24 protein-coding genes are annotated in these 25,612 nt (G+C 55.0%); 2 read left to right on the top strand and 22 right to left on the bottom strand.

Annotated elements, in window-relative coordinates; genetic code table 11:
- Positions 1 to 24 precede the first annotated feature (24 nt).
- The gene (locus BLR09_RS25335; protein WP_143011146.1) at positions 25 to 495 is read left to right on the top strand and encodes a hypothetical protein; all 471 of its coding nucleotides are present in this window, start codon (positions 25 to 27) and stop codon (positions 493 to 495) included.
- On the opposite strand, the gene BLR09_RS17600 is transcribed toward BLR09_RS25335, so the two are convergent.
- The 3 genes from BLR09_RS17600 to BLR09_RS17590 all read right to left on the bottom strand — a co-directional run bounded on the left by BLR09_RS17600 (position 443) and on the right by BLR09_RS17590 (position 4,100).
- The gene (locus tag BLR09_RS17600) at positions 443 to 679 is read right to left on the bottom strand and encodes a DUF3820 family protein (RefSeq protein ID WP_093205352.1); all 237 of its coding nucleotides are present in this window, start codon (positions 677 to 679) and stop codon (positions 443 to 445) included. The two genes, BLR09_RS25335 and BLR09_RS17600, sit on opposite strands and share 53 nt — an antisense overlap.
- Positions 680 to 850: 171 nt before the next feature.
- A complete protein-coding gene (locus BLR09_RS17595) occupies positions 851 to 3,373 on the bottom strand; it encodes an ATP-dependent Clp protease ATP-binding subunit (RefSeq protein WP_093205183.1) in 2,523 nt (840 codons plus the stop codon).
- Positions 3,374 to 3,461: 88 nt separating this feature from the next.
- Positions 3,462 to 4,100 carry a WbqC family protein gene (locus tag BLR09_RS17590; RefSeq protein WP_245689945.1) on the bottom strand — a complete coding sequence of 213 codons (639 nt, stop codon included), beginning with the start codon at positions 4,098 to 4,100 and terminating at the stop codon, positions 3,462 to 3,464.
- 146 nt (positions 4,101 to 4,246) lie between these two features.
- Between BLR09_RS17590 and BLR09_RS17585 the strand changes: the two genes are divergently transcribed.
- Positions 4,247 to 5,113 (top strand): lysophospholipid acyltransferase family protein, encoded by an 867-nt coding sequence (locus BLR09_RS17585; RefSeq protein WP_093205178.1) that lies wholly within the window; start codon positions 4,247 to 4,249, stop codon positions 5,111 to 5,113.
- A gap of 1 nt (position 5,114) precedes the next feature.
- Here BLR09_RS17585 and BLR09_RS17580 read toward each other — a convergent pair whose 3' ends face one another.
- The 19 genes from BLR09_RS17580 to BLR09_RS17490 all read right to left on the bottom strand — a co-directional run bounded on the left by BLR09_RS17580 (position 5,115) and on the right by BLR09_RS17490 (position 25,609).
- Positions 5,115 to 6,401 (bottom strand): sensor histidine kinase, encoded by a 1,287-nt coding sequence (locus BLR09_RS17580; protein WP_093205176.1) that lies wholly within the window; start codon positions 6,399 to 6,401, stop codon positions 5,115 to 5,117.
- 3 nt (positions 6,402 to 6,404) lie between these two features.
- Positions 6,405 to 7,769 (bottom strand): sigma-54-dependent transcriptional regulator, encoded by a 1,365-nt coding sequence (locus tag BLR09_RS17575; protein ID WP_093205173.1) that lies wholly within the window; start codon positions 7,767 to 7,769, stop codon positions 6,405 to 6,407.
- A 121-nt stretch (positions 7,770 to 7,890) separates the two neighbouring features.
- Positions 7,891 to 9,039: an ABC transporter permease gene (locus BLR09_RS17570; RefSeq protein WP_093205171.1), complete on the bottom strand. Its 1,149-nt coding sequence runs from the start codon at positions 9,037 to 9,039 to the stop codon at positions 7,891 to 7,893.
- A 20-nt stretch (positions 9,040 to 9,059) separates the two neighbouring features.
- Complete coding sequence (locus BLR09_RS17565; protein ID WP_093205168.1) at positions 9,060 to 10,289, bottom strand: ABC transporter permease; 1,230 nt, start codon at positions 10,287 to 10,289, stop codon at positions 9,060 to 9,062.
- A gap of 15 nt (positions 10,290 to 10,304) precedes the next feature.
- Positions 10,305 to 10,967 (bottom strand): ABC transporter ATP-binding protein, encoded by a 663-nt coding sequence (locus tag BLR09_RS17560; protein WP_093205166.1) that lies wholly within the window; start codon positions 10,965 to 10,967, stop codon positions 10,305 to 10,307.
- Positions 10,964 to 12,409, bottom strand: a complete 1,446-nt coding sequence (locus BLR09_RS17555) for a TolC family protein (protein WP_218126681.1) — start codon at positions 12,407 to 12,409, stop codon at positions 10,964 to 10,966. The genes BLR09_RS17560 and BLR09_RS17555 overlap by 4 nt, the downstream gene beginning before the upstream one ends.
- A gap of 2 nt (positions 12,410 to 12,411) precedes the next feature.
- Positions 12,412 to 13,659 (bottom strand): efflux RND transporter periplasmic adaptor subunit, encoded by a 1,248-nt coding sequence (locus BLR09_RS17550; protein ID WP_093205161.1) that lies wholly within the window; start codon positions 13,657 to 13,659, stop codon positions 12,412 to 12,414.
- Between the two features lie 161 nt (positions 13,660 to 13,820).
- On the bottom strand, positions 13,821 to 14,441 hold the full coding sequence (locus BLR09_RS17545; RefSeq protein WP_093205158.1) for an L-threonylcarbamoyladenylate synthase: 621 nt from the start codon (positions 14,439 to 14,441) through the stop codon (positions 13,821 to 13,823).
- A 4-nt stretch (positions 14,442 to 14,445) separates the two neighbouring features.
- A complete protein-coding gene (locus BLR09_RS17540; protein ID WP_093205156.1) occupies positions 14,446 to 15,399 on the bottom strand; it encodes a glycosyltransferase family 2 protein in 954 nt (317 codons plus the stop codon).
- Complete coding sequence (locus BLR09_RS17535; protein WP_093205153.1) at positions 15,396 to 16,220, bottom strand: phytanoyl-CoA dioxygenase family protein; 825 nt, start codon at positions 16,218 to 16,220, stop codon at positions 15,396 to 15,398. Before BLR09_RS17535 ends, BLR09_RS17540 begins: the two co-directional genes overlap by 4 nt.
- A gap of 3 nt (positions 16,221 to 16,223) precedes the next feature.
- Positions 16,224 to 17,024, bottom strand: coding sequence for a YihY/virulence factor BrkB family protein (locus BLR09_RS17530; RefSeq protein ID WP_245689944.1), 801 nt, complete (start codon positions 17,022 to 17,024; stop codon positions 16,224 to 16,226).
- A 170-nt stretch (positions 17,025 to 17,194) separates the two neighbouring features.
- Positions 17,195 to 17,614 (bottom strand): acyl-CoA thioesterase, encoded by a 420-nt coding sequence (locus BLR09_RS17525; RefSeq protein WP_093205148.1) that lies wholly within the window; start codon positions 17,612 to 17,614, stop codon positions 17,195 to 17,197.
- 1 nt (position 17,615) lies between these two features.
- The gene (gene mltG, locus BLR09_RS17520; RefSeq protein WP_093205146.1) at positions 17,616 to 18,656 is read right to left on the bottom strand and encodes an endolytic transglycosylase MltG; all 1,041 of its coding nucleotides are present in this window, start codon (positions 18,654 to 18,656) and stop codon (positions 17,616 to 17,618) included.
- Positions 18,657 to 18,667: 11 nt separating this feature from the next.
- A complete protein-coding gene (locus tag BLR09_RS17515) occupies positions 18,668 to 19,747 on the bottom strand; it encodes an Ldh family oxidoreductase (RefSeq protein ID WP_093205143.1) in 1,080 nt (359 codons plus the stop codon).
- A gap of 70 nt (positions 19,748 to 19,817) precedes the next feature.
- Positions 19,818 to 20,633 carry a 5'-methylthioadenosine/adenosylhomocysteine nucleosidase gene (locus BLR09_RS17510; RefSeq protein ID WP_176785595.1) on the bottom strand — a complete coding sequence of 272 codons (816 nt, stop codon included), beginning with the start codon at positions 20,631 to 20,633 and terminating at the stop codon, positions 19,818 to 19,820.
- A 5-nt stretch (positions 20,634 to 20,638) separates the two neighbouring features.
- Positions 20,639 to 21,922 (bottom strand): NCS2 family permease, encoded by a 1,284-nt coding sequence (locus BLR09_RS17505; protein ID WP_093205138.1) that lies wholly within the window; start codon positions 21,920 to 21,922, stop codon positions 20,639 to 20,641.
- A gap of 51 nt (positions 21,923 to 21,973) precedes the next feature.
- On the bottom strand, positions 21,974 to 22,555 hold the full coding sequence (locus BLR09_RS17500; protein WP_093205135.1) for a Crp/Fnr family transcriptional regulator: 582 nt from the start codon (positions 22,553 to 22,555) through the stop codon (positions 21,974 to 21,976).
- Between the two features lie 136 nt (positions 22,556 to 22,691).
- Positions 22,692 to 24,266, bottom strand: coding sequence for an FMN-binding glutamate synthase family protein (locus BLR09_RS17495; RefSeq protein ID WP_093205132.1), 1,575 nt, complete (start codon positions 24,264 to 24,266; stop codon positions 22,692 to 22,694).
- Positions 24,267 to 24,364: 98 nt separating this feature from the next.
- A complete protein-coding gene (locus BLR09_RS17490; RefSeq protein ID WP_093205130.1) occupies positions 24,365 to 25,609 on the bottom strand; it encodes a 3-phosphoshikimate 1-carboxyvinyltransferase in 1,245 nt (414 codons plus the stop codon).
- Between the last annotated feature and the right edge of the window lie 3 nt (positions 25,610 to 25,612).

Below are 25,612 nucleotides of genomic sequence, written 5' to 3'. Positions count from 1 at the left end.
ATCTATAACTAAAAATACTCAATTATGGAGCTTTTGAATAAATTTCTATCGATCGCCGCAGATAATTTAGATTTTCTGTTGAAGGCTGCTGGTTCCATTGGAATACTGAAGATCGTCCTGGACACATTAAATGATGTAAGCAAAACGAGACGAAACGAAGCCGGCAGCTGGTTGGATACAATTACAAAAAACATCAACGAAACTACACTGAACAAGGAAATAGAAATACTGATAAACAGCATAATCATTAAAGGAGACAAATGGGAACAGGATGCTGCAAGTGAGGTCATTGAAAAATGGGAACAGGAGGAAATAATCGACCTTACCCCATTACTACTCCCCCTTCGAAATCGTTACAATTTGAAATTCGGCCCCCGGGAAAAGGAGCTTCATAAACTTTCAGCGAAGAAACAATATATGAAAATGCCTGCGTCTGACGACACTACCTCCCCCGCTTCAGCTCCTCCAGCAGATGCGACAGCCCGTTTGACTTGATCACATACGCCGTGCTCAGCAACATACCCAGCTTCCCCGCCGGAAAGCCGTTCATCGAAAACCATTCGAGGTATGACACCGGCAAGTCGCAGATAAGTACATCCTTGTGCTTTCCGAACGGCATTTTGGTCCTGACAAGGTCTTTGAGTACTTCGGTATCGGGACGGGGTATTTCGTTTGACATAGCAGGTTTCAGCCGGATGATGGAAAGAATGGAGGCAAAATAAACCAAAATACTTTCTGTGAAGTCCGTGTATTCTGTGAGAAAAAAATAGCTCACAGAATACACGGACTTCACAGAAATAAAAAAGAGGTTGCCCTTTCGGAACAACCTCTTCTTCTTTATCCAAAAGCCTTACTCAGCAATTGCTTCCGGCTTCTTTACCGTAATAGTAAGCGTTTCGCTCGTACCGTCGTGGTCCGCCAGGAGAATATCTCCTTCAGCCAGTTCGCCTTTGAGGATTTCCTCTGCGACAGGGTCTTCGAGGTACCGCTGGATGGCCCGGTTGAGGGGGCGTGCTCCGTATTGCGGGTCGTAGCCCTTCTTGGCGAGGAAGTCTTTTGCGGCTTCCGTCAGCTCGATGCGGTAACCCAGGGTCGTGATGCGGGCGAAAAGTTTGCCAAGCATCAGTTCGATAATCCGGTGCAGGTGTTCGCGTTCGAGCGAGTTGAAGACGATCACGTCATCCAGGCGGTTCAGGAATTCCGGCGAGAACGCCTTCCGCAGGGCATTTTGGATCGTGGTCTTCACGGCATCGTCCTGTCCGTCTACACGCGCCTTGGTCGCAAAACCGATTCCGGTACCGAAATCTTTCAGGTCACGGGCGCCGATGTTTGACGTCATGATGATGATCGTATTCCGGAAATCCACCCGGCGGCCGAGTCCGTCCGTCAGAATACCGTCGTCAAGCACCTGCAACAGGATATTGAACACATCCGGGTGCGCTTTCTCGATTTCGTCGAGGAGTACGACCGAATACGGCTTGCGGCGGATTTTCTCCGTCAGCTGACCGCCTTCTTCGTATCCGACGTAACCAGGAGGCGCTCCGACCAGGCGGCTGACGCTGAATTTCTCCATGTATTCCGACATGTCGATCCGCACGAGCGCATCTTCCTTGTCGAACAGATGAGAAGCCAGCACCTTTGCCAGTTCCGTCTTACCTACCCCGGTCGGGCCGAGGAAGATGAATGAACCAATCGGTTTTTTCGGGTCTTTGAGTCCGACGCGCGTCCGCTGGATGGCTTTCGCGAGCTTTTCAATCGCCGATTCCTGCCCGATTACCTTGCCTTTGAGGTCTTCGGCGAGGGTAAGCAGTTTCTTGCCTTCGTCCTGCGAAACACTCCGCACAGGGATACCGGTCATCATGGCTACTACCTCGGCGACATTGTCTTCCGTGACGGTGTAGCGACGGGTCTTGGTATCTTCTTCCCAGCGTTGCTTGGCGCGGTCGAGCTGTTCGAGAAGCTTCTTCTCACGATCACGGAGCTGAGCTGCTTCTTCGTACTTCTGCGACTTGACGACCTGATTTTTCTGTTTCTTGACTTCTTCCACAGCCTCTTCCAGCTTCACGATGTCTTCGGGAACAGAAATGTTGTTGATATGCACGCGGGCGCCTACTTCGTCGAGTACGTCGATGGCCTTATCCGGGAGGAAGCGGTCGGAAATATAACGTTCCGACAGTTTTACTGCCGCATCAATGGCTTCGGGCGTATAGTTGACGTGGTGGTGATCCTCGTATTTATCCTTGATGTTGTTCAGGATTTCAACGGTTTCTTCGATGCTCGTGGCGTCTACCATGACCATCTGGAAACGACGGGCAAGGGCGCCGTCTTTCTCGATGTATTGACGGTATTCGTCGAGCGTCGTCGCCCCGATGCATTGGATGTCACCCCGGGCGAGAGCCGGCTTGAACATGTTGGAGGCATCCAGGGAACCGGAGGCACCGCCTGCACCGACAATCGTATGGATTTCATCGATGAAGAGGATGACTTCGGGAGATTTCTCCAGTTCGTTCATTACGGCCTTCATGCGTTCTTCGAACTGACCACGGTACTTGGTACCGGCCACGAGGGACGCCAGGTCAAGGGTAACCACCCGCTTGCCGAACAGTACCCGGCTGACCTTCTTCTGCACGATACGGAGAGCAAGGCCTTCGGCAATGGCCGTCTTACCTACCCCCGGTTCGCCGATGAGGATCGGGTTGTTTTTCTTCCGGCGGGAAAGGATCTGCGCGACGCGCTCGATTTCCTTTTCCCGGCCTACGATCGGGTCGAGTTTGCTCAGTTCGGCCAGCTTGGTGAGGTCCCGCCCGAAATTATCCAGTACCGGAGTACGGGACTTTTCGCTGCCGGGTTTGCCTGATTCACTACGGGAGCTGGAACCGAACATGCGGCTGTCTTCGTCGCTGTCGTCCGTATCCGGGCCGGCATTGACATTGGGGTTCGATTGATATTCCAGCATTTCCTTGACGATTTCGTAGTTCACATTGAACTTGTGGAGGATTTGGGTGGCAATATTGTCCTCGTCGCGGAGAATCGCCAGGAGGACGTGCTCCGTGCCGATGAGTTGCGTTTTGAATACCTTGGCTTCGAGGTGGGTCATTTTCAGAACCTTCTCCGATTGCCGGGTGAGCGGAATATTAGCCATGTTCCGAACGCTGTGCGTCGCCGTTCCTTTCGTTGCCTGCTCGATCGTCATCCGGAGCTCGTCCAGGTTAACGCCCAGCTTCTTCAGCAACGCAACAGCTACGCCTTCGCCTTCCCGGATCATGCCCAACAGCAAATGCTCCGTCCCTATATAATCGTGTCCCAATCGCAGGGCTTCCTCTCTGCTCAGGGCGATCACCTCTTTTACGCGGTTTGAGAATTTCGCTTCCATAAATAGGGTTTAGCGTGAATTAACCGACTAACGTCGGATGAACAGCGTTTGTTCAATTTGTTATGAGAATCTCGAACTGCCTTTCGGTTTACTCGTTCAACGATAATTTCTCTGCTGTATTTTTCACCGAAGCTTTCAGAATTGTTTTCGCTTCCCGGCCGTGGCAGAAAAGCAGATCGAGGATACTCAGGTTTGGAAAAAACTGTTCCCCGAAATTCTGCCGGTAGGGAGCGGGCACATAAAATGGCCTCGTTTCATAGCCGGTCTTGGGTGAAATCAGCCCCCTTGCATCTAAAAGGGGCTTTTCATAGCTCTTTTCGTAGGTTTCGGTTGAAACGAACCGCTGTTCAGTACCGAGCAACTCCCGACAGACTGTCAGGAATTCCCAGTTGAGATCGTACAAAAAGTCAGGTTTTGACTCGTATACCCGGTGAAACCGGTCTTCGAAGTAATCAAAGAAAGGGGCCTTGCGGTAAGCCGATTCGATCGCTCCCCAATGCCGCTTGAGCCAGGGCTGCCCGTAGTCGATCCGTATGTCCCGGATTTCCGTTTTGACACGGCTCCGGCCTTCCAGCACCGGCACGATCAACGTATCTACTCCGCCTGCCGTCAGAATCCGGCACCGGTTCCGGTACGTTTGTTTTTGAAAAGTTTCCCGGCTTTCCAGCCAGACTTCTTCCACACTTCCGCAACAGGTCCAGAACTCGAGGCTAGGCAGGTAAGGCAACTCCAAAACGACTCCCTGATATTCCCGCATTTTCAACTGAATCAATTCTAAAGAAAATGAAAAAATATCAAGTCTCAAATTATTTTCAAATTTTTGTAGTTATAAAACACCGGATTCGGGTTATTTGAATTTTTGAAGAGACGTAAATGGTATTTTTCCGAGTTTTATCCTTATTGCCCCTGTCCGTTTTACATGGTATTTCCGACTTTGTTTTTTTCCTGATTTATTACGTCGCCCGTTATCGGAAGAAAGTCGTTCTCGACAACCTCCGACAGGCTTTTCCGGAAAAAACAGAGACTGAACGCCGTAAAATTGCCCGTTCCTTCTACCGGAACCTGACGGACCTCATGGTGGAAACCCTCAAGGCGCTGACCATGCCGGAAGAGGAAATGCGCCGTCGTGTCAAATTGAAGAATTACGATATTCTCGAAAAACACATCCGCAACGGGAAGGTGGTTTTTGTCATGCTCGGTCACCAGATCAACTGGGAATGGGTTTCGCATATTATCCGGCTTCAGGGTATCCCGGTGGACGTGATTTACAAGCCCCTGTCCAACGACTTCTTCGAACGGTTCATGCTGGCCATCCGCTCCCGGTTCGGGATTCATCCGGTTTCCATGTATACCATTTTCCGGGATATGGTCAGCCGCCGGAACGAGGCCCGCGTCATCGGTACCCTCGCCGATCAGGCGCCACACCACCCGGATTCGGCCTACTGGACGACCTTCTTCCACCAGGAAACCGACTTTTTCAACGGTACCGAGAAAATGGCGCGGAAATTCCAGACACCCCTCCTCCTCGGCCGTATCCGGAAAGTGCGCCGCGGCTATTACGAATTTGAACTATCCCCTGTCGCCGAACCTCCGTACGCGGGCATTCCTGTAGGCGAACTGACCGAACGCTATGTGCGCTGGCTCGAAGATACCCTGCGCGAACAGCCCGATACCTGGCTGTGGTCGCACAAACGCTGGAAACACAAACGGGAAGAATTTCCGACGCCGGAACTGGCGTAGTTTATGCCCGGGACGCGGGCGGAAAGCGAATCGTAAAATCAGTCTGCCCCGGCGCAGTGGTTTCCAGCGAAAAGCCGAAACCATGTGCGTGTAAGATCTCCCGGACGAGTGTCAGTCCTATCCCCTGACCATTCGGCTTATTGGTAAAGAAAGGTGTAAAGACCTGGCCCGCTTCTTCCGGAGTCAGGTCTTTTCCGTTGTTGCGGATAATCAGGCGGGAAGGCTCCAGCAGAAACCGTACCTCGCCTTCCTCCCCGATGGCTTCGAAGGCGTTTTTGGTGATATTGAGCAATACCTGTTCCAGTTGAAGACGGTCGGCATACAGGCGGCACCCCGCGCCCGCATCCAGCGTAAGGGTGATCTTCCTTCCGGCAGCGGAGGCTTCCATCAACCGGCGGCATTGGTCCACCAGTTCGCCGAGGTCTACCAGCGTTTTCTGCGGGGCCGGGAGACGGACAACCTCCGCCAGTCGCCGCGTGAAGCGTCCCAGATTTTCGTTTCGTTCAATAGCTACCTGCAATGCCGCCGCCAGCGGCGCATCTTCCAGCCAGTGAACCGTGGTATCCAGTAAGGAATTGACGGCACCGAGGGTATTGTTAACCTCATGCGACATCATTCGGATGACTTTCCCATAGGCATTTCGCTCAGCAGCAAGCACTTCACTCGTCAACTCTTCAATCGTAAGAAAATAGCGGGGAAAACCGCGGTCGACGAAGCTCGCCTTCTCACACTTGAAAATATGACCATGTGTAACCGTCGCCGACTCTCCCGCCTGCACCTTCGCCAGGCGAATGAGTAGCGGATGACCGGTTTCGGCAAACGTCTTTCCAAGCAGTTCCTCCGAAGGCCTGTTCAGGTACGACAACGCCCTGGGATTCAGCTGTTCGATGCGCTCGTCCAGGTTCAGGATGAGAATACCCGTTGGAGAGGTCTGTACCAGTTTTTCCAGAAAATAATGCTGCTGCTGCTGAAGGGTACGTTCCTCGCGGAGGCGGTCGATCATGGTATTGTATACGTCGACAAGCTGGTCCATCTCCGGGCGGCCGGTATGCACAAACCGAACGTGGAAGTCGCCGTCGCGGATCGCCTCCGTACCGGTTGCGAGCAGTTGAAGCGGCGCGATCAGGCCACGGTATACCCCAAACGCCAGGTATCCCGAAAACAGCAGAACAACCTCCACCGCCAGAAACCAGAGCCGGTTTTCGCGCAGGGCATAAAACGCCAGACCGGCCAGGATCAGGTGAACCAGGACGACCATGACGAGGTATTTCGTGCGGATGCTTTTCATCCGTTACTGTTCTTCATAGGGTATGCCGAATTTTTCGAGGCGGCGGTACAGGGAACTGCGGGTCAGGCCCAGCGCCCGGGCAACCCGTGCAATTTTCCCCTGGTGGAAAGCCATCGCCTTCCGGATCATTTCGGACTCCATTTCGTCGAGTGTCATCGCACCTACTGCGGGCAGGTGATCACGCCCGGCTGGTCGTGAAGCCTGGGAATGCACCTGAAAATCAGCGACATCCAGTACGTCGTGATCCGCCACCAGTACGGTTCGCTCCACCAGGTTTTTCAGCTGGCGGATATTTCCGGGCAACGGCTGGGTCTTGAGCCAGCGCAGGGCCTCACGCGCGAGGGCAAGGTTGGGCCGGCCGTAAATTTCCCGGAGGTTTCCGAGAAAGAACTCCACGAGTTTCGGAATATCGTCAACCCGCTCGCGCAAAGGCGGCAGGCGCAGGGTAATCAGGTTGATGCGGTAAAGCAGGTCTTCGCGGAAAGATCCGGCGCGGACCATGTCGTCGAGGTTGCGGTTTGTCGCGGAAATCACCCGTACATCGGCGTTCTTGGTTTTGCTGCTGCCGAGTACTTCGAAGGTACGGTCCTGCAGCACGCGAAGCAGCTTTACCTGGCTCGACGGATCGAGGTCGCCGATTTCATCCAGAAAAATGGTTCCCTTGTTGGCCACGTCAAAGCGGCCTACCCGGTCGAAACGGGCATCTGTAAACGCACCGCGCACGTGCCCGAACAATTCGCTTTCGAACAGGCTGGCGGAAATACCGCCCAGGTTTACTTTCACGAACGGCCGGCGAGCCCGCTGGCTGTTCTGATGAATAGCCTCGGCAATGAGTTCCTTACCTGTACCGCTTTCCCCGAGAATAAGGACGGAGGCGTCGGTTCCGGCAACGCGGCCGACCGTCTCCAGAATACGGAGCATAGGATCAGATTCTCCGACAATCGCCTGAAAATCAAAAGACCGGTCGAGGGTACGACGAGTGGACAGCTCCTCCGCCGGACGTGCCAGGTCCAGCACCGTCCGGATAGACTGCACCAGGTGTGCATTTTGCCAGGGCTTGTGCAGGAAATCAGACGCGCCGAGTTTCATGCCTCTGACGGCCAGGTCGATCGTCGCCCAGCCGGTAATCAGGATTACAGGGATTGTCGCATCCCGCCGACGTACCCATTCCAGAAAACGGAGACCTTCCTCGCCCGACGTATCGACCGAAAAATTCATGTCGAGCAAAATCAGATCCGGCCGGTTTTCCTGCAAGAATGCCTGTGCCTCCGCCGGCGACTCCAGCGCCATCGCTGCCAACCTCTCCTTTTGCAGCAGGAGAAGAAGGGAGGTACGTACGGCGGGGTCGTCGTCGAGAATGAGAATCATAAGGCTGGGAATGGGGTTTAATTGTTTTCAGTTTTCAGTTTTCAGTTTTCAGTTGGCGTGGCAAATAAGGCTGCCGTAAACGGAAAACCGCCAACTGAAAACTGAAAACTGTAGACCGCTCCTAATTTTCATGCAACGCCGTCGCCGGCAAAATCTCCGCCGCCTGCCGGCTGGGGTACCAGGCGCAGGCGGTTACGAGGGCGAAAATACTGACGACGGCCGTGACAATCGCAAGAATATAGATTTGCGCGTCGAGATCGAAGAGCCGCAGGATCGGGAACTGCACGGCCAGGAAGATACCCAGCAGGATCGAAAAGGCGGTCAGCACCCAGGCTTCCCCCAGAAACTGCATCACAATACCTGACGCGGATGCGCCGATGGCCCGCCGGATACCGATTTCCTCCCGCCGCTGCTGAATAGCCTGCCAGAGTACGCCCATCAGCCCCAACGCGACGTTGAAGACCAGAAACCCGCCGACAATCAGGCCGATAAGAACGGGCACAAAAACGGTCCGGTTGCGGCTCTGCTTCATCTTGTCGAGGTGGCGGATTTCAAACGGCCATTCCTTCGCCGCGCCGGCGATGGTCCTGGCCAGGCGCGTTTCGAGCAGGCCGGGTTGATTGGTTCTGACTTTGACGAGAATCTGCCAGTCGCCGCTTCGCTGCTGGAAAAACGCGGGCTGATCCGCGAGGTAGTCGCTCTGGAATTTATAGTCGTTGACGACGCCGATAACCTTCCTGTTGTCCGACACTATCTCTCCTACCGCGTTTCCTGTACCGAAAAGCTTCTCGCGGACAGACCCTGTAATCACAATAGGCATATACTTTCCCGGGACCCGGTCGGCGGAATTGAACCACCGCCCTTCATTGACCGTCAGGCCCATGACAGCCGGGTAATACTCGTCTACCAATATATGCTCGGCCTGCACGCGCCGGTCCTGATACTCCATACCGTTTGTCATGGAGCTGTACTCGTAGGGTACGTTGAAGGACATAACCGTGGCCGATTCGATTTCTGAAACGGGTCGGATGACGTCCACGATCTGTTTTGCGTAGATCGTCCGGAGGCTGTCGCTATCGGTTTTGAAATCGCAGGAAATTACCCAGACATCTTCGGCTTTGATACCGGAATCGCGGGAGTAGTTCCGGGCATAGTAGATCAGCGCGCTGAAAATCCCGAAGAGGATCAGAAAGGAAAAAAAGATCTCGACCATCAGCAGAAAATGGGTCTTTTTCTTTTTCCAGATCAGTTTGAACAAATGACGGAGCATAGCGATGTTGGATTGACAGGTTACTCGCCGCCTTTCAGGGCTGACGCGATTTGCAGACGGGACATGCGCCAGGCCGGGTATACGCCCGACAACAGGCCGAAAAAGAGTATCAGGCCGAACGCGTACAGGACTATGCGCCAGTTGACGGCCAGGTCCGACCCCGGAATCCATCCCTGGCCGTTAATCAGCGCCAGGATACCGGAGGATACCAGAATCGCCAGGATTCCGCCCAGAATCGTCAGAATGACATTTTCGGTGACAAACTGCCAGACCAGCGTTCCGGATGACGCACCGAAAGCTTTCCGGATACCGATTTCAGAAGCCCGCTCCATCATCCGGCTGATGTTGAGATTGACCAGGTTCACAGCCGGCAGCAGCATGAAGCTCAGCGCGACAGTCGCCAAAATGAGGTAGAAGGTTTGCAGGGTCGATTCGCTGCCGGAGTTCTGAATCCGGGTGATGGTCTCGAAGTAGCCATCGGCCCGGATCGTCAGCGTTTTCATGTCTTTGGGAACGGGCATACGGCCCACCATATCCTGTAACTCCCGGTGCATCGCCGGGACCTTTTCGGCTGACGGCGCCCGCAGAATCACCGTAAACGGCCCCATGAGGTTCTGATCCGTCGGGTTGATATGGGCAAATGTGTAGGGAATGTACACCTCTCCATACAGCAGAAAATGAACAATGGAACATTCCTGAATCACGCCGATGACCCGGAAGGTATTGTTGAGGAGATCGATCGTTTTGCCAACGGCCGACTGGTTTTTGCCAAATAGCTCATCCCGTGCGGAGTTGGTAATGACGATTACTTTCTCGTTCCGGCGGAGGTCTTCATTGGTATACAGTCTGCCTTCCAGAACCTTAAACCGGGTAACATCCCAGAAATTGGCATCGGAGTATTTGTAATACAGGCGGACTTTGCGGTCGTCGAGGTAGGTATCCGCCGTATTCATCAGCCCTGAAAAGCCGATTTTATCCGGCGTTTTCAGCTGATCGAGGTAATGCCGGATCAGGTACAGGCTGGCGTTGGACATCATCTGGCTCTGATCGCTGGAGAGCTTAACGCGGTTGACATACAGGTTCCTGTCCCGCTCGGGCTGCGGGTATCCGCTGCTGGCGAGGTCGTCAACGAAAGCCGTCACGACGATCAGTACCGTCATCGTAAAGCAGATCCCGAACAAACTCACGAACGTGAAGAAAGGGTGCCGCTTCAATACGGCGAAGGTGATTTTCAGGTAGTTGAGTAGCATGAGCGTGCGCGTTGATCAGGAAACCTGGGAGCCGTCGAACATCCGGACGAGCCGGTGGGTCTGCTGGGCCATATTGGGGTCGTGGGTAACCATGACGATGGTACTGCCATCCCGGTTAAGGGCCTGGAGGATGTCCATTACCTCCTGCCCCATGGCGCTGTCGAGGTTACCGGTGGGTTCGTCGGCGAGGATGACTTCCGGCCGGCCGACAATCGCGCGGGCGATCGCCACCCGCTGCTTCTGCCCGCCGGACAGCTGGCTCGGATAATGCCGGAGGCGGTTGCTCAGCCCTACTTTTTCCAGCGCTTCTTTGGCCAGCTCCCGGCGCTCTTTGGCCGAAACAGACCGGTACAGCAGCGGTAGTTCGACGTTATCTACCACCGGCAGGTCCGGGATGAGGTGATAGCTCTGGAAGATGAAGCCGATGTTGTGGTTCCGGAACGACGCCAATTCCTTGTCTTTCAGCCGTTCCAGGCGTTTTCCTGCGATGGTCACTTGTCCTTCCGAAGGCATATCGAGCAGACCCATGATGTTCAGCAGCGTACTTTTTCCGCAGCCGGAGGGCCCCATTACAGAGACGAACTCGCCCTTCCGGATGGAGAGGTTTACCTGTTGCAGGGCGAGGGTTTCGATGGTATCGGTCCGGTATACCTTCCCAATGTTTTTCAGTTCGATCATGGTATTTTGCGTTGATTTTCAAAGTCATACAAAGTCAGGGCGCGCAATTGGTAATGGGCGCCCCAAAGGTCACGGAGGGCATACACGTAGTCCCGCTTGGCCTGGTCTTTTTCGGCGAAGGCAATACTCAGCTCCGTGATTGTCAGTTTTCCGAGGATATACCGCTCCTGGGCAATCTGGTACTTTTCACTGGCGATGGTATCGGCCTGGCTTGTGAGCGACAGCTGATCCCGCAACATCTCAAACAACGTCACCTGTGTGTGCACTTCCTGCCGGAAGGTCTGCCGGTCCTGCTCAACGGTATACTCGGCCAGTTGCCGGTTAACCTGCGCCGTTTTCAGCCGGGATTTGGACCGGCCCCAGTCGAGTACCGGTATCCCGAATTCAATCTGAAGCGTCTGCTGATCCTGCGGCCGACGGTAGAGATCGGGAACCGTTGCTCCCCGGTTCGAAAAGCCCAGCGTAGCCGTCATCAGCGCATTCAGGCTGTTATCGCCGCGCGCCTTGGCCACTGCGCGTTCGGCTTCCTCCATTCGCCGGCGGAAACCGATGGCGTCGGAGCGGTTCTCGAAGGACTCCCGGATGGCGACAGCGCTGTCGATTGCTATCCGGCTGATTGCCGGAGGCAGTAGCAGTTCGATGCGGTCGGCCGCCGGCAAACCGGTATAGGCCTTCAGGCTGAGCGACGACACCTCCACGTCCCGCCGGGCAGTACCTACGGCCTTGCGGGCTTTCAGTTGCTCCAGTTGGATCTGGAGAATCTCGTTGCGCGTCGTCTTGCCAAGCGTATACTTCTCCTCGGCAATCCGGAGAATATTTCCCGTGTTTTTCAGGTTGGTTTCGGCGATTTGCAAGTTCACCTGGGCCAGCAGCAGCTCAAAATACAGGGTATTCGCGCGGACCGCAATCTGTTCCAGCGATTCCTTGTAGGCCTGCTGACTCTCCCGGTACTTGAGGGGTTCAATGCGCCGGTCCCACCGAAGGGCGTTAAACTGAAACAGCGGCTGGGTATAGCCAATCGCCACCGGCGTTCCGCTATAGAGGGTATTCTTCCGGTCGAAATCGTCGAAGCGTTGCAGCGCGCTCGTCGCATACAGGGTACCGCCCGTTCCCGGAATACTCTGGCTCAGAGAGAGCGAGAGTGACGAGTTATTGTTTCGTACCGGTTGAAAGAGAATGGTTCCGTCGGGTTGCTGTACCTGGGTAAACGAGCGGGTAAAGGCCGGCAGATTCCCGTTCAGCATCAGCTGCGGCTTGTAGTTCGACAGGTACGTGCGGTACTCCCAATACCGGGTTTCGCGGGTGGTAGTCGCCTGGCGGGCGGCGATCGACTGGCTGCGCGCACGCTCCACTACTTCCGGTAAAGAGAGCCGGACCGGGTCCTGGGCGACTGCCATTTTTCCCAAAAACATCAAAAACAGGCAGAATAGTCGTGTTTTCATGGTCATTCGGTCAGGTGGAGTTCGCGCAGGTTTTTGAATTCGGATAGGTCGTTGAGAATGACCTTTTCACCGGGCCGCAGACCGCGCCGGATCTCGACGAAATCAAAGTTGGCAGCGCCGGTTTCAACGGTGCGGCGCTCGGCTTTGTCTCCGCTGACGACAAATACATCCAGTACTTTCGGGCCTTTGAACGCCGCGCCGTTTGGGACGCGCGTCACACCCGCAACGGCAGAAGTCGTCAGAAACAGCTCCACCTTCTGCTTGGGCCGTAAAAGCGGACTGGACGGGTTGAGCAGGCGGACGTCGAACGTCATCACGCCATTCTGAATCGTCGGGTGTACATGCGTGACGACGCCCTTCAACTGGCTGGTTCCGACGCGTATTGTCGCGTCCATTCCCGCCCGTACCTGCTCGGCATAGCTGTCGGAGATACTGCCGGTGATGCGGTAGCCTTTCAGATCGGCCAGCCGGGCGAGAGCTTCACCCTCGCGGACCGTCGTCCCCACCGCCTTGTTGAGCCAGGTCAGGACGCCGGGACGGTTTGCGACCAGGTCCGCCAGCCGGAGCCGTGATTCCTGCAAAGACAGTTCTTTTTCCTGAATACTGGCCTGTAGTTCAGACTCCCGGAGCTCGGTGCGCATGGTTTGCTGCTTGACCTTGATGTCGTTCTCAAGCTGCCGCTTTTCCAGTTCGGCAATGCGCAGGTCGAGCTCGGCTTTTTCAATGTCTTCCCGGGTGCCGCCGCCGGCTTTGTGCAGACGGCGGGCGTCTTCCACCCCCGCCCGCAGGTGGCCGATGCGGAGTACTTTGATGGAATCGTTCAGCCGCAGATCGAAGTAACTTTTTGCCAGCTCCATGCGCAACCTGGCAATGGCATTCCGCTTCAATTCGAGCTGGTCTTTTTGTTTTTCGAAGGAAAGACGCGCTTCTCCCTTGTCGAGCTCCAGGATGCGGTCTCCCGGCTTCACAGGCGTACCTTCCGAGAGAAACACCTCTTTGATGATGGCTGTGATCGGGCTGGTGAATACCTGCTCCAGTTCAGGGAGGGCTTCGCCGGAAGCTGCAAGGGTATTTTCGACGGAACCCGTTTCGGCGGTAACAATGCGGAGATCTGCCCGCGATACCCGCGAGGCGAATACATACCGGGTACCGAGCCAACCCGCCCCCAGCAAGAGGAGTACAGCGACAGCCCCTATCCATTTTTTGCGGCTGCGTCGCTTCAATTCCTGTACAGATAAATCCCGATCCATATAACGTGTCCGATCCGGTACGGTTTTAGTGAACGATACCGAATAGGATGCAAGCACAATGCCACGAGCTATCTATCTGTCAATCAATTACTTTCATCCAAATACAAACAAAAAAAGTGCCCGATACCGGACACTTTGCGCGATTTCGGACAAAGGCTTTGCTACTCCTCCCACTCACCCAGTCCCTGCCGGATCAGCTCAAGGGAATCGGTCGTCGCATCGATGATGGTCGACGGGATCAGTCCGCCCGGTCCGCCATCCACGACCATGTCTACTTTGTGTTGAAAGAGATGGAAAATTTCTTCGGGATCGGTCGGGTATTCGATGAAGTCGTCATCGGTTTTGATGGACGTTGTGATAATAGGATACTCCAGTTCCCGGACAATTTCCTGCGTAATCGGGTGATCCGGAATACGGATGCCGATGGTTTTTTTCCGCGGATTGAGGGTTTTCGGCAGGCGGCTGCTCGCCGTCAGGACGAAGGTATATGGCCCGGGAAGGAGTCGTTTCATCTCCTTGAACGCCTGATTGGAGACCTTGGCGTAGTCGGCAATGTGGCTGAGGTCGCTGCAGATAATGGAGAAATCGCTCTTATCCGGGCGTATTCCCTTCAGTTGGGCAATGCGCTCGATGGCCCGGGCATTGCGGATATCACAGCCCATGCCGTAGACCGTATCGGTGGGGTAAATGACAATTCCTCCCTGCCGGAGTACTTCCACGACCTGCGCAATCTTTCGGGGTTCCGGGTTTTGGGGGTGTATGTTGAGAAATTCAGCAGGCATAGTTTTACGATTTTCCTTTCAGGTACAGGCGGTACAACCAGTTTCCGGGTATCCGGAGTTTGCACGCGGCGAGAATCAGTGCTGAAACGGTATTCAGCGGCCGGAACTCCCGGTGCAGGGTGGCGAATGGCTCCGCCAGTTCAAAATAATCGAGCAGGAAACATTGCTTCAGGCAATTCCGCAACCGGGCGACCAACGCCGCCTTTTCCTCCTCTGTCCGGACCAGCGCGGCGGCTTTCCGGCAGACTTTCCAGGTAGATTCCAGGTGCGCGGTGCGTTTCTTCAGCTGCTGTTTGGAATCGGACCCCGCTACCTGCCTATAAATCATCCACGGCTGGTCCACGAAAAGGTAATGCCAGTTTCGCGTTGCCCGTACAAGAAAATCAAAATCTTCGTAAACAAGCTCCTCGTCATAGCCATCCAGTTCGTCAAAAACGGCCTTGCGCGTCATGCTTGTTCCCATCAGAATTGGCGTTTCAGCCAGCACGTTCCTGAAAACATCGCCGGAAGGTACCTGTTGCAGAAGCCGCCCTTCGTCGTCCCGTTCGTACCAGGTACCGATGGGCCTGCCGTTTTCTTCGATCAGAATCGCGTCGCCAAAAACGGCGCCTGTCTGCAGGCTGCTTTGTTCGAGTATGGCGACCTGGCTGGCAATGGAATGCTGCGGGAGTATGTCGTCGCAGGCGAGGTCGACAATGTATTTCCCCCGCGCCCGCGCCAGGCCGAGGTTGAAACTCCGGCAGATACCCAGGTTTTCGCAGTTTTGAATGAAGTAGTCACCGGAGCGCATCAGGGCATGGATGCGGCTGGCGCTGTCGTCTTTGCTGGCGTCGTCGACAATAATCAGCTCAATATTCGGGTACGACTGCGTATAGACCGACTCCAGGCAGTCTGCCACAAACCGGCCATGGTTATAGCACAGGCAGATAACCGAAACGAGTGGTGTAGTATGTCTCATGACCGGCAAAAACGAAGTTCCAGCGAAAGACGCGTGGTATCGGGATTCTCATTGATTGCGGCGCCGTGTATCAAAAAAGGCGTAAAAAGCAGGGCTTCGCCGTAAGCCGGGTCAGGGCGGATCAGGTGGAGGCCGCTGGCCGCGCCGACAATTCCGGGTACATGATACGTCAGTCCGTTGATGCGGGCGCCTTTCGCGGCTGTCCGCCGGATGGTATTTTCCCGCCAGAGGTGGCTGCCCGGAATCACGGGGAGGGACGAATGGGCATCACACCCCGCAATCGGAATCCAGAGGTTCAGGACGCCTGCCCAGATATCGAGGTAGCCGTCCCGGTGCAGGGGATTGATATCCAGGGAGTTCGGACGACTGATCCGGAGAATGACGATCTCTTCCGGCAGCAGGGGATTTTCGAGTTGCAGCGGATGCCCCACGAAGGTCGCCACGCGGCTGCACCATTCCCGGAAATCCAGGTCAAAATCCCGGAACGTCAGAAAGCGCGTTTGCTGAATAACCTGCTGGTGCAGTTCTTCCGTCAGAAAATAGCGATGGTACTCTTCCGGCCGGAAATCGTCGGGTAATACGACTCCGAGTCCGGCCCCGATACGCGACAGAATCCGGCGGATACTGCCGAGCAGCCGGGCGTATTCATCCCCCTGCATGAGTGGAAAGCAGGTATATCCCTGGTTCTGCCAGCCGGTACCGGCAATAGGACTGGATGCTTCCGAAAAAAGCTGTTCGTCCTTCCCCCAGAAAAATTCTCCCTCCAGTGCGAAGGCATGGGGCTGACCGTCAATAGTCAGCTGACATCGTTCTGCCTCCATGAATCAGTTCTTTTTGGATGCCTTTTTGGTGGCATCGTCCATGCTCTGGTTGACTTCGAAGCCCAGAATCAGCAACAGGGCGACAAGGTAGAGCCACACCATCAGGGCAATCAGCGTGCCGACAGCCCCGTAAAGCCGGTTGTAACTCGCGAAGTTGGAAAGATAATACGAAAACCCGTGTGTGATGAGAATAATCAACAAAGAGGCCGTTACCGAACCCGGGTTGAAAAATCGCCACCGTTTGTGCAGAGCCGGGGCGAAGTAATATATAATCGACACTGCAACAAAAAGAACGACAAAGACAGTCAGGTAACTGATCCATTCGATATACCGGTACGTCGAGTCCATACTCAAAATTCCCTGATACGTCAGCTCGTCGACTACCAGGCGGCCGACGATCAGAACGGCTACCGCAACAATCAGTACCAGCGACAGAAGCACGGTCAGCAGGAGCGCAATCAGCCGGGTACGGACAAATCCGCGGTTATCGTCCGTCCGCTGGGCGACGTTAAACGCCCGCATCAGCGCCAGCATACCGCTCATCGCCGAATAAATGGTGAGGATAAAACCGAACGAGAGTACCCCGCCGCGCTTGCGGCTGACAATATCCCGGATCGTCGATTCGGCTTCCTTGTAAATACCTCTCGGCATCACTTCCGACAGGAAGGTCATGATCTGGGTATCCAGGTGTTCAACCGGAATATAGGGAATGAGGGTAAAGAGAAAGATAATCGCCGGAAACAGTGCCAGGGTGAAGCTGTAGGCCACGGCCGTCGCCCGCTGATCAATATCAAACTTCAGCACATTGCCGATCAGTACTTCGAGCAGGTGGTACAGTGTAAACCCCCGCTTGCTGAAGTGAATGCTGTGGAGCCAGTTCCGGATTTTCTGTATGTAAGGGTGATTTTCGATAGATTCCGGGATTAGGGTTGAAGAAAAAATTGAGCGCGCGGCTTCGCCGCGCGCTCAATTACTCACGCCGGTACCCCGGCAAAATGCGGACGCAGGATATCCTGCAGGCCGGCAGGCGCCACAACCGGGCGGCCAGAGGTCATATTGACGAACACCAGGGTTACTTCACCGGTGTTGATCAGGGTATTTTCTTCGTTAAACAGCTCAAACTGAAATGCAATACGGACCGACGGCAGCTTCGTGATCATCGTCCGGACGGTGATCAGCTCGTCGTACTTCGCCGGCTGGAGATACCGGGTTTTCATTTCATACACCGGCATCATGATACCCGATTCTTCCAGTTCTCGGTACCGGAAACCCAGGCTGCGCAGCGCCTCCACCCGACCGATTTCATACAGCCGGGCATAGTTGCCGTAATACATATAGCCCATTTGGTCGGTATCGGCGTAGCAAACCCGGTAGGTCGTGTCGTGCGTGTACATATTACTTCTTGATTCCCAGCTTGTTAAGCGCCTCCTGGTACTGCCGGGCATTTTCCAGGTGCTGCTGATAGGTTTCCGCGAAGATGTGGTACCCGTTGAGCTGAGGGCTCGCGCAGAAGTACATATACTTGTGCACTTCCCGGTTCAGCACGGCATCGATTGAGGACGTCTCCGGTAAATTAATCGGCCCCGGAGGCAGCCCGGTGTTGATATAGGTATTGTACGGAGACTTGTACGTCAACTGATTGTGCAACAGGCGCTTGATACCGAAATCACCGATAGCAAAAATCACGGTGGGATCGGCGCGGAGCGGCTCGTTTACCGCCAGGTGATTCAGGTATACGCCCGCGACGCGCGGCTTTTCGTCGGCTTTTTTGGTTTCCGCTTCAACGATACTCGCCAGGATTGTCACCTGCACCGGCGTCAGGTTGAGGGCTTTTGCCTTGGCCTGCCGCTCACTGGTCCAGAAGGCGTCGTATTCGCTCTTCATCCGGCCGAGAAGTTTCTGGGGCGTCGTGTTCCAGTATACTTCATACGTATTGGGGATGAACATACAGAGGATCGTCTCCGGCGTGAACCCATAAAAACGGGTGGCCGAGTCGCTCCGCAGCAGGTTTCCGAATTCCGTTGAATCAAACTCAAACCGCGTGCCTATTTTCCCGATCAGGTCTTTTTTCAGGCGGATATTATTGAACGTCAGCTTCACCGGCGTCTGATTACCCGACCGGAGGCTTTTGATCACCTCATAGTTGCCGGCGTCGGGGCGGATCTTATAGCGCCCCGGACGCACATGATCCGGATACTTCAGGAGCTTCGACAAAAACCGGAATGACATTTCGTCCTGAAGAATCTTATTGTGCTTCAGGCTGTCGAGGACGGTATCAAACGTCGCCGACCGGGTTGGAATCAACAGGTAATAGTCCTTGTCGCTCTTCGTATTCAGATTGGGCGTCCGGAAGATCTGCCACAGGTAGAACGATACGACCGGGGCGATGATCGACAGGATGATAATGGCGTATTTGGCGAACTTGTTGCGGATCATGGGGAAGTGAGTTAGTTTTCTTCGGGGAAAGGAACGCCAAACCGGTCGCCCAGCTGCCGCAGGTCGTTTTCGACCGGCCCGAGCAGCGGAATACCCTCCTGTTTGCGGATCTGCTCCATTTCCCGCTCCGGATCTCCCGGAATCAGGACCGACTGACCGTCGATACCTTCGGCCGACCGAAATCGCCGGATCCAGGTATCCATGTTTTGTTTGAATTCACTCGCCGGGCGGAAAGCGTCCACGCGCATCGCGCCCAGAAAATGCCCCGTTCCTTTGCCAACGCCTTCTTCAGCGGACATGAAACCGGCCGTCGCGAAGGGAGGCACCCAGGGGCCGTAATTGGCGCCGGACAATACCCCGCAAAAAAGATCGACCATCGCGCCAAGCCCGTATCCTTTGTGACTGCCATGCGCGCGGTCGCCGCCCAGGGGCAGCAACGCGCCGCCTTTGCGGACTGCATTCGCATCGGTCGACGGCTTTCCTTCTGCATCCTGTACCCAGCCGGTCGGCGTATCCAGGTTCTTTCGCTGCAGGATTTCGAGCTTGCCATAGGCTGCCGTGGTGGTGGCCATGTCGAGTACAAAGGGCGGTTCCTGATCAGCGGGCATCACCACGCAGATCGGGTTTGTTCCGAGGAGCCGTTCTTTGGAAAACGTCGGCGTCACGAGCGGGCCGGCGTGCGTCATCGCCCAACCTACCATATCATGCGGCAGCGCCAGGGAGGCGTGGTATCCCGCAATACCGAAGTGATTGGAATTGCGGACGGCCACCCAGCCGGTTCCGGCTTTTTCCGCCTTTTCGATGGCTACCTGCATGGCTTTCGGGGCAACGACCAGCCCGAGGCCGGCGTCTCCGTCAATCACTGCGGTAGAGGGGGTTTCATGCACTACCCGGATATCGGGGCGCGGATTCAGTCGGCCGTGGTCCATGAGCCTGACGTATCCCGACAAGCGGGCGACGCCGTGCGAGTCGATCCCCCGTAAATCCGCCGAAACCAGCACATTTGCAGCCAGTTCGGCATCGGATTCGGGACAACCCATGGCGATAAACACACGACGGACGAAGTCAAAGAGATGCTGGTAATCGATCATTCCTGCCGGTACTTTTCGACGCAAAACTACACGATTTGCGGGTCGATTCTAACCAGTTGATCCCTTTTCCTCATTTCAACCGTTCCAGAAGCGCTTTCACCAGCGCAGCGGAATTCCGGGCGGCGATCGGGCCGTAGGTACTCATGTCGACGGATGCGGAATGATTGGCGTTGTCGGACAAGCTCCGGATGATCAGAAAAGGTACCTTTTGCTGGTAGCAAACCTGGCCTACAGCAGCTCCTTCCATCTCCACGGCATCTGCTCCCAGTTTCGCCCGTACTTCCTTCGCCGCCGAATCGGACGACATAAAGACGTCTCCCGTCGCAATCGTACCCGTCCGGATAACCGGCTGATACGCCCCTACTTTTTCGAGAGCAATGCGCGGCGCGACCATACCTGCCAGCAGCAGCAGCGATGAATCGACCGGAAAGTACTGCGGGTTTTCAGTCAGCGTATACGGATTCCGGGTCGGGCGTACGACCATACCGGTATGATCGCGCCGGCCGAAGTCGTGATGCACAATGCGCGTCGCGACTATGATATCTCCCGGCTGTGCCGCCGGGTCGAGGCCGCCGGCGATACCGGTAAACAATACTTCCCGCGGGCGGTAATGCTCCAGCAGAATAGCCGTCGTCACCGCTGCATTCACCTTTCCGATGCCGGAAAGTACCGCTACGATCTTCCGGCCTTTGAGTTTTCCTTCGAAGAAGGTCAACCCTTCGAGGCGCTCCTCGTGCCGGTCCTCCATTTCGTTTTTGATGACGTCGATTTCGTCGGCGAAAGCGCCGATTATCGCCGTCATGTTTTTGGGTTTCCGGGGAAAGGAGTCATCCTGCGCCTGAGCGGTCAGGCAGCAAAGTACCAACAAAAAGGGAAGTAGTTTCATGGTTTTCATTCAAAGACCAGGGCTGCGACGCACAGCGCCGTAATCACCCAAAAGGCAGCGGACATTCGCCGGCCGGCAGCCGTTTTCATGCCTGCATAGCTCAAAAATCCCCAGATAATACCCTGGGTGATGCTGTAGCTGTACGGAATCAGAACCATCGCCAGAAAAGCAGGTACGGCTTCTTCCCATTCGTTCCAGGGAATTTTGGTTACCGTCTGAATCATAAATACGCCTACCAGAACCAGCGCAGGCGCCGTAGCCACCGCCGGAACCATACTCAGCAGCGGCGACAGAAACAGACACGGCAAAAAGCAACAGGCGGCGACAACGGCCGTCAGTCCCGTACGTCCGCCGCTTTCAATGCCAACCGCGGATTCGATATAGGCAGTACCCGGACTGCTCCCGACAAGCCCCGCCAGCGTCGTCGCAACCGCATCCGTCAGCAGGCTTTCCTTCATGCGCAGGGGCTCGCCGTTTTCGTCGAGCCGGCCGGTAGCTTCCGCCAGGCCGACAAACGTGCTCAGGCTGTCAAATAAATCGGTAAAAACAAAGGCAAAGATGACGGGAGCAAGCGACCATTTCAGAGACCCCATCAGATCAAGACAAAACAGCAGACTGAAATCCGGGGCAGCTACCAGACCTTTCCATACCACAATCTGCTCTCCGGAGAAAAGGCGTCCGGGCAGCGTGGCCAGCAGTGTCGTCGCCAATATTCCCCACAGCAACGCTCCCCTGCTTTTCTTCAGGATCAGGATTGCTGTCAGCAATAATCCGACGAGGAAAAGCAGCGTTGGCGTGGTCAGTTTTCCGAGCGAAATCATCGTAGCCGGATGCGGTACGACAAACTTCGCATTGGCAAATCCGATCAGGGTAATAAACAGGCCTATCCCCGCCGCAATGCCGTAGCGCAGCGTTTTCGGAATGGCACGGATCACCAGCTCACGCACGTTGAATACGGAAATCAGCAGGAAAAAGACTCCCGACCAGAAAACCGCCCCGAGCGCGACGGGATACGGGACGTGCATCCCCTGCACGACTGAAAAGGTAAAAAAAGCATTCAGGCCCATTCCGGGCGCCACTACATATGGACTCCGGGCATAAAGCCCCATCATCAGACTGCTGAAGAAACAGACCAGAACCGTGGCGGTCAGCACGCCCGAAAACGGCATCCCGGCCTGAGACAAAACCAGCGGGTTGACAACCACGATGTACGCAGTTGCCAGAAAAGAGGAAATGCCGGCGATCAGTTCGGTAGAAAGAGAAACAGGGACAGGAAGAGCTGTCTTCATGTCCCTAATCTCCATTAAAACCGTGGAATGTCAAAAGAAGCGAATCAAATCCTACAGATATTTCCGCAGGCGGCTGAGCGATTCCGGCGTCACGCCGAGGTACGAAGCCAGGTGGTATTGCGGCACGCGCTGAATCAGCGACGGGTGGTCCTGCAGCAACTTGAGATAGCGTCTGGCGGCGTTGTCAGCTATCTGTGAATCGATGCGGACTTCCATGTCCTGAACCGTGCGCTCGAGCACCATCATCGAAAACCGCTGGTAAGCAACGGACTGCTCAAACAGGGCCTGACGTTGCTCGCTCGACATCACCAGTAAAGTAGCGTCTTCCAGGGCCTGCACCGAATAGGGACTCAGGTGATAGCCGGAATACCCGGTGATGCTCGTTACAAATGAATTTTCGTCTCTCAGAAAGAGCGTAATTTCCTTTCCCTTGCTCTCCCGGTACACACGCATCACTCCTTCTACCACAAATGCTATTTCATCGATCCGGTCGCCCTGTTTGATGAAATAATCTCCCTTTTTGTAAGTCCGGATTTGATACGCATCAGAAATTGCCTCAACATCCTGTTTCGACAATTCGACGTACCGACGTATGTACGTCAGAAGTGGCTGTGCAATGGTTTCCAAAAGCATATGTTTCAGGTGAAAAAAATTGGCGGTTACTATCAAATGCAAATTAATGGTATTCTATCTATTCATCAACAGAATAAACGTTCAATTGGGCCACATTTTTTTACCTAATACCAAGGGAGTAGACAAACCAACTTAGTTATTTCCATTTTTTACCTAAATGGAGACAATTAAACAAAGTAGTTGTTCCTGAGAAGGTTACGTGTGCTTTTTGGTATCCGTACACCGCTGCCAGCGACTGGGTTTTGTTGTTGTCTCCAGCCGATACATCGACATCCTCCATCGTAACCTGGCAAGGATGTTCATATCCGCAGGCATGCGTGATGTCGAGTATTTCCTTAGACAGGGTTTTGACGTATTGGTAAAAACGAACGCTTTTCAGCGCCGGGTCAAGGCCTCCCTGCAGCCATTTGTTCTGAGTAGCAACGCCCGTTGGACACCGATTCGTATGGCAGAGTTGTGTTTGTACACATCCGATCGACAGCATCGACTCCCGTCCGATGTTGACCATGTCACAGCCCAGCGCAAACGCCATCAATGCCGTATCCGGTAATCCGAGCTTCCCCGAACCGATGAAAACAATCCGGTCCGTCAGCCCGGCCTCACGGAAAATCTGGTACACTTTCGTGAATGCGAAGACAAACGGCAGCGATACGTGATCAGCAAAGGCTGGAGGCGCAGCGCCGGTGCCGCCCTCTCCCCCGTCAATCGTAATAAAATCCGGACCATTACCCGTTGCTTTCATATATGCCGCGAGTTCGTGCCACATATCCAGCTTGCCTACGGCCGACTTAATTCCCACCGGCAGGCCTGTCTCGGCAGCCATCCGTTCGATGAAATCCACCATGCTCGGTACATCGTGAAAGACGGAATGGTACGACGGCGAGATGACGTCCTGCCCCATCGGCACGCCCCGCGTGGCGGCGATTTCGTGTGTGATCTTCGAGGCTGGCAACACACCTCCCTTGCCCGGCTTCGCGCCCTGAGACAGCTTTAACTCCAACATACGGAGTTGAGGGAGGGTACGGCTCAGTTCGGTAAGCTTTTCCATCGAAAAATTTCCGGCCTCGTCCCGTACGCCGAAATACGACGTCCCGATATTCAGCACAATTTCCGCTCCGTTTTTGTGATACGGCGAGATGGCGCCCTCTCCGGTATTGTGGTAGCAGCCAAACAGCGCGGCGCCCTTGTTCAGGGATTCGATCGCAGCGCCTGACAGCGACCCGAAGCTCATCCCCGAAATATTCACCACCGACGCAGGCCGGTACGGTCGCCGGCGGTGCGGACCGATTACTTTCGCGCAGGGAATAGTGGCATTGGCCGGTTCGTGTTTCTGTTCGTCGTACCCGTGCGGGTGGTCGTGCGCCGGTACATACGGCAGCATCGCATGCTTGATGAAAATATATCCCGGCGCGTTGAAATCCTGATCCGATCCAAAGCCCTGGTAGTTGTTTTCTTTTTTGGAAGACGCATATATCCAGCTCCGCTGCCGCCGGTTGAACGGCAATTCATCCCGGTTACTCGCCACCAGATACTGCCGCAGCGGAGGGCCCAGTTCCTCAAAAAAATACCGGAAATGACCGATGACGGGGAAATTATGCTGTATCGTATGTTTTCGCTGAAGCAGATCGCGGAGCCCAACGCCAACGATCAGGGCCAGTACCCCGTAGCCGATCCATCCCCAGAAGGAAACAAGCAGAACAAATGAAATCATAGCATCAAAAGTGGATTACCTGCAAAAAAGAAAAAACCCGGCAAATCATCATCGCCGGGTGTGTACTTAAGTGGAATTTCGAAGACATTACGCAGCGATCAGGCGTGTGCCGGCTCGTCAATGACCAGAATTTTCCCCAGATCTTCCCAGAAACGCGGATAGGATTTCACGACGACATCCGGGTTTTCGATGACGGTATCCGCCAGCATGGCCAGCGGCGCGAAGGCCATTGCCATCCGGTGGTCGTCGTACGTATCGATTTCCGTACCGGCCTGCGGGCCGTCGGCCGAAACCTTAATCTGATACCGGTCGTTCGTGACGATCTCCACAAGATCCGCGCCAAACTTCCGCAGCTCCTGCTGAATCGCCAGTACCCGGTCCGTTTCCTTCACCTTCAGGCTTTCGATACCGGTAAAAAACGCCGGAACCTGTTTGATAGCCGCGATCACCGAAATGGTCTGTGCCAGGTCGGGGCAATGCGTAAAGTCCCATTCAAAGGCCTCTTTCACAGGAATTTTTGTCAGGAGGAAACCACGTCCGGTAAAGGTACTTTCCACGCCGAGGTGGCGCATGATGTCAACAATGGCGGCATCTCCCTGAAGTGAATTTTCTTTCAATCCCAGCAATTCCACTTCCGAGCCTTCGGGGCCGAGTGCCACGAAGCTGTACCAGTAGCTCGCGCCCGACCAGTCGGATTCAACGGCAAAGTCCGTAGCCGCGTAAGGTTTCGAAGCGACGACGATGCGGCGGCTGTCCCAGTCGGCCGAAACGTCAGCCCCGAACATCCGCATCTGCTGGATCGTCATTTCGATATACGGAATCGAGCCGAGCGCGCCTGTCAGGTGCAGTGTCAGGCCTTCCGGCAAGGTCGGGGCGATCATCAGCACGGCCGAGATAAACTGGCTGCTGACATCTCCCCGCATGGTCAGTTCTTTTTTTCCGGAGTATGAAAAACCGTTGAGAGCAAGTGGCGGGTAACCTTCGTTCTTTTCGTAGGCGATGTCGGCGCCGAGTTCCCGCAGTGCGTCAACCAGGATACCGATCGGCCGCTCCTGCATCCGGGGGGTGCCGGTCATCGTTTTTTGCCGGCCGGCTGAGGCGTAGAGCGCCGTGAGAAACCGCATCGTCGTACCCGCGTCAAGCACATCGGCAACAGGGCCGTCGGCCTGCAACAACCGGAGCATCGTCTGCGTGTCCCGGGCTTCAGACAGGTTGGTCAGGGTGGCTTTTCCCCCGGCAAGCGCGTTCAGGATCAGCGCCCGGTTGGATTCGGATTTAGAGGCGGGCAACTGAATCTCCGTCTGAAAAGGACGGGTAACCCGGTGAAGAAGAAGCTTTTTCAATAC

Source organism: Siphonobacter aquaeclarae (assembly GCF_900103285.1).
GTDB classification, from domain to species: domain Bacteria; phylum Bacteroidota; class Bacteroidia; order Cytophagales; family Spirosomataceae; genus Siphonobacter; species Siphonobacter aquaeclarae.
The sequence above is the reverse complement of the archived record's forward strand: the minus strand, read 5'-3'. Positions and strand labels throughout refer to the sequence as shown.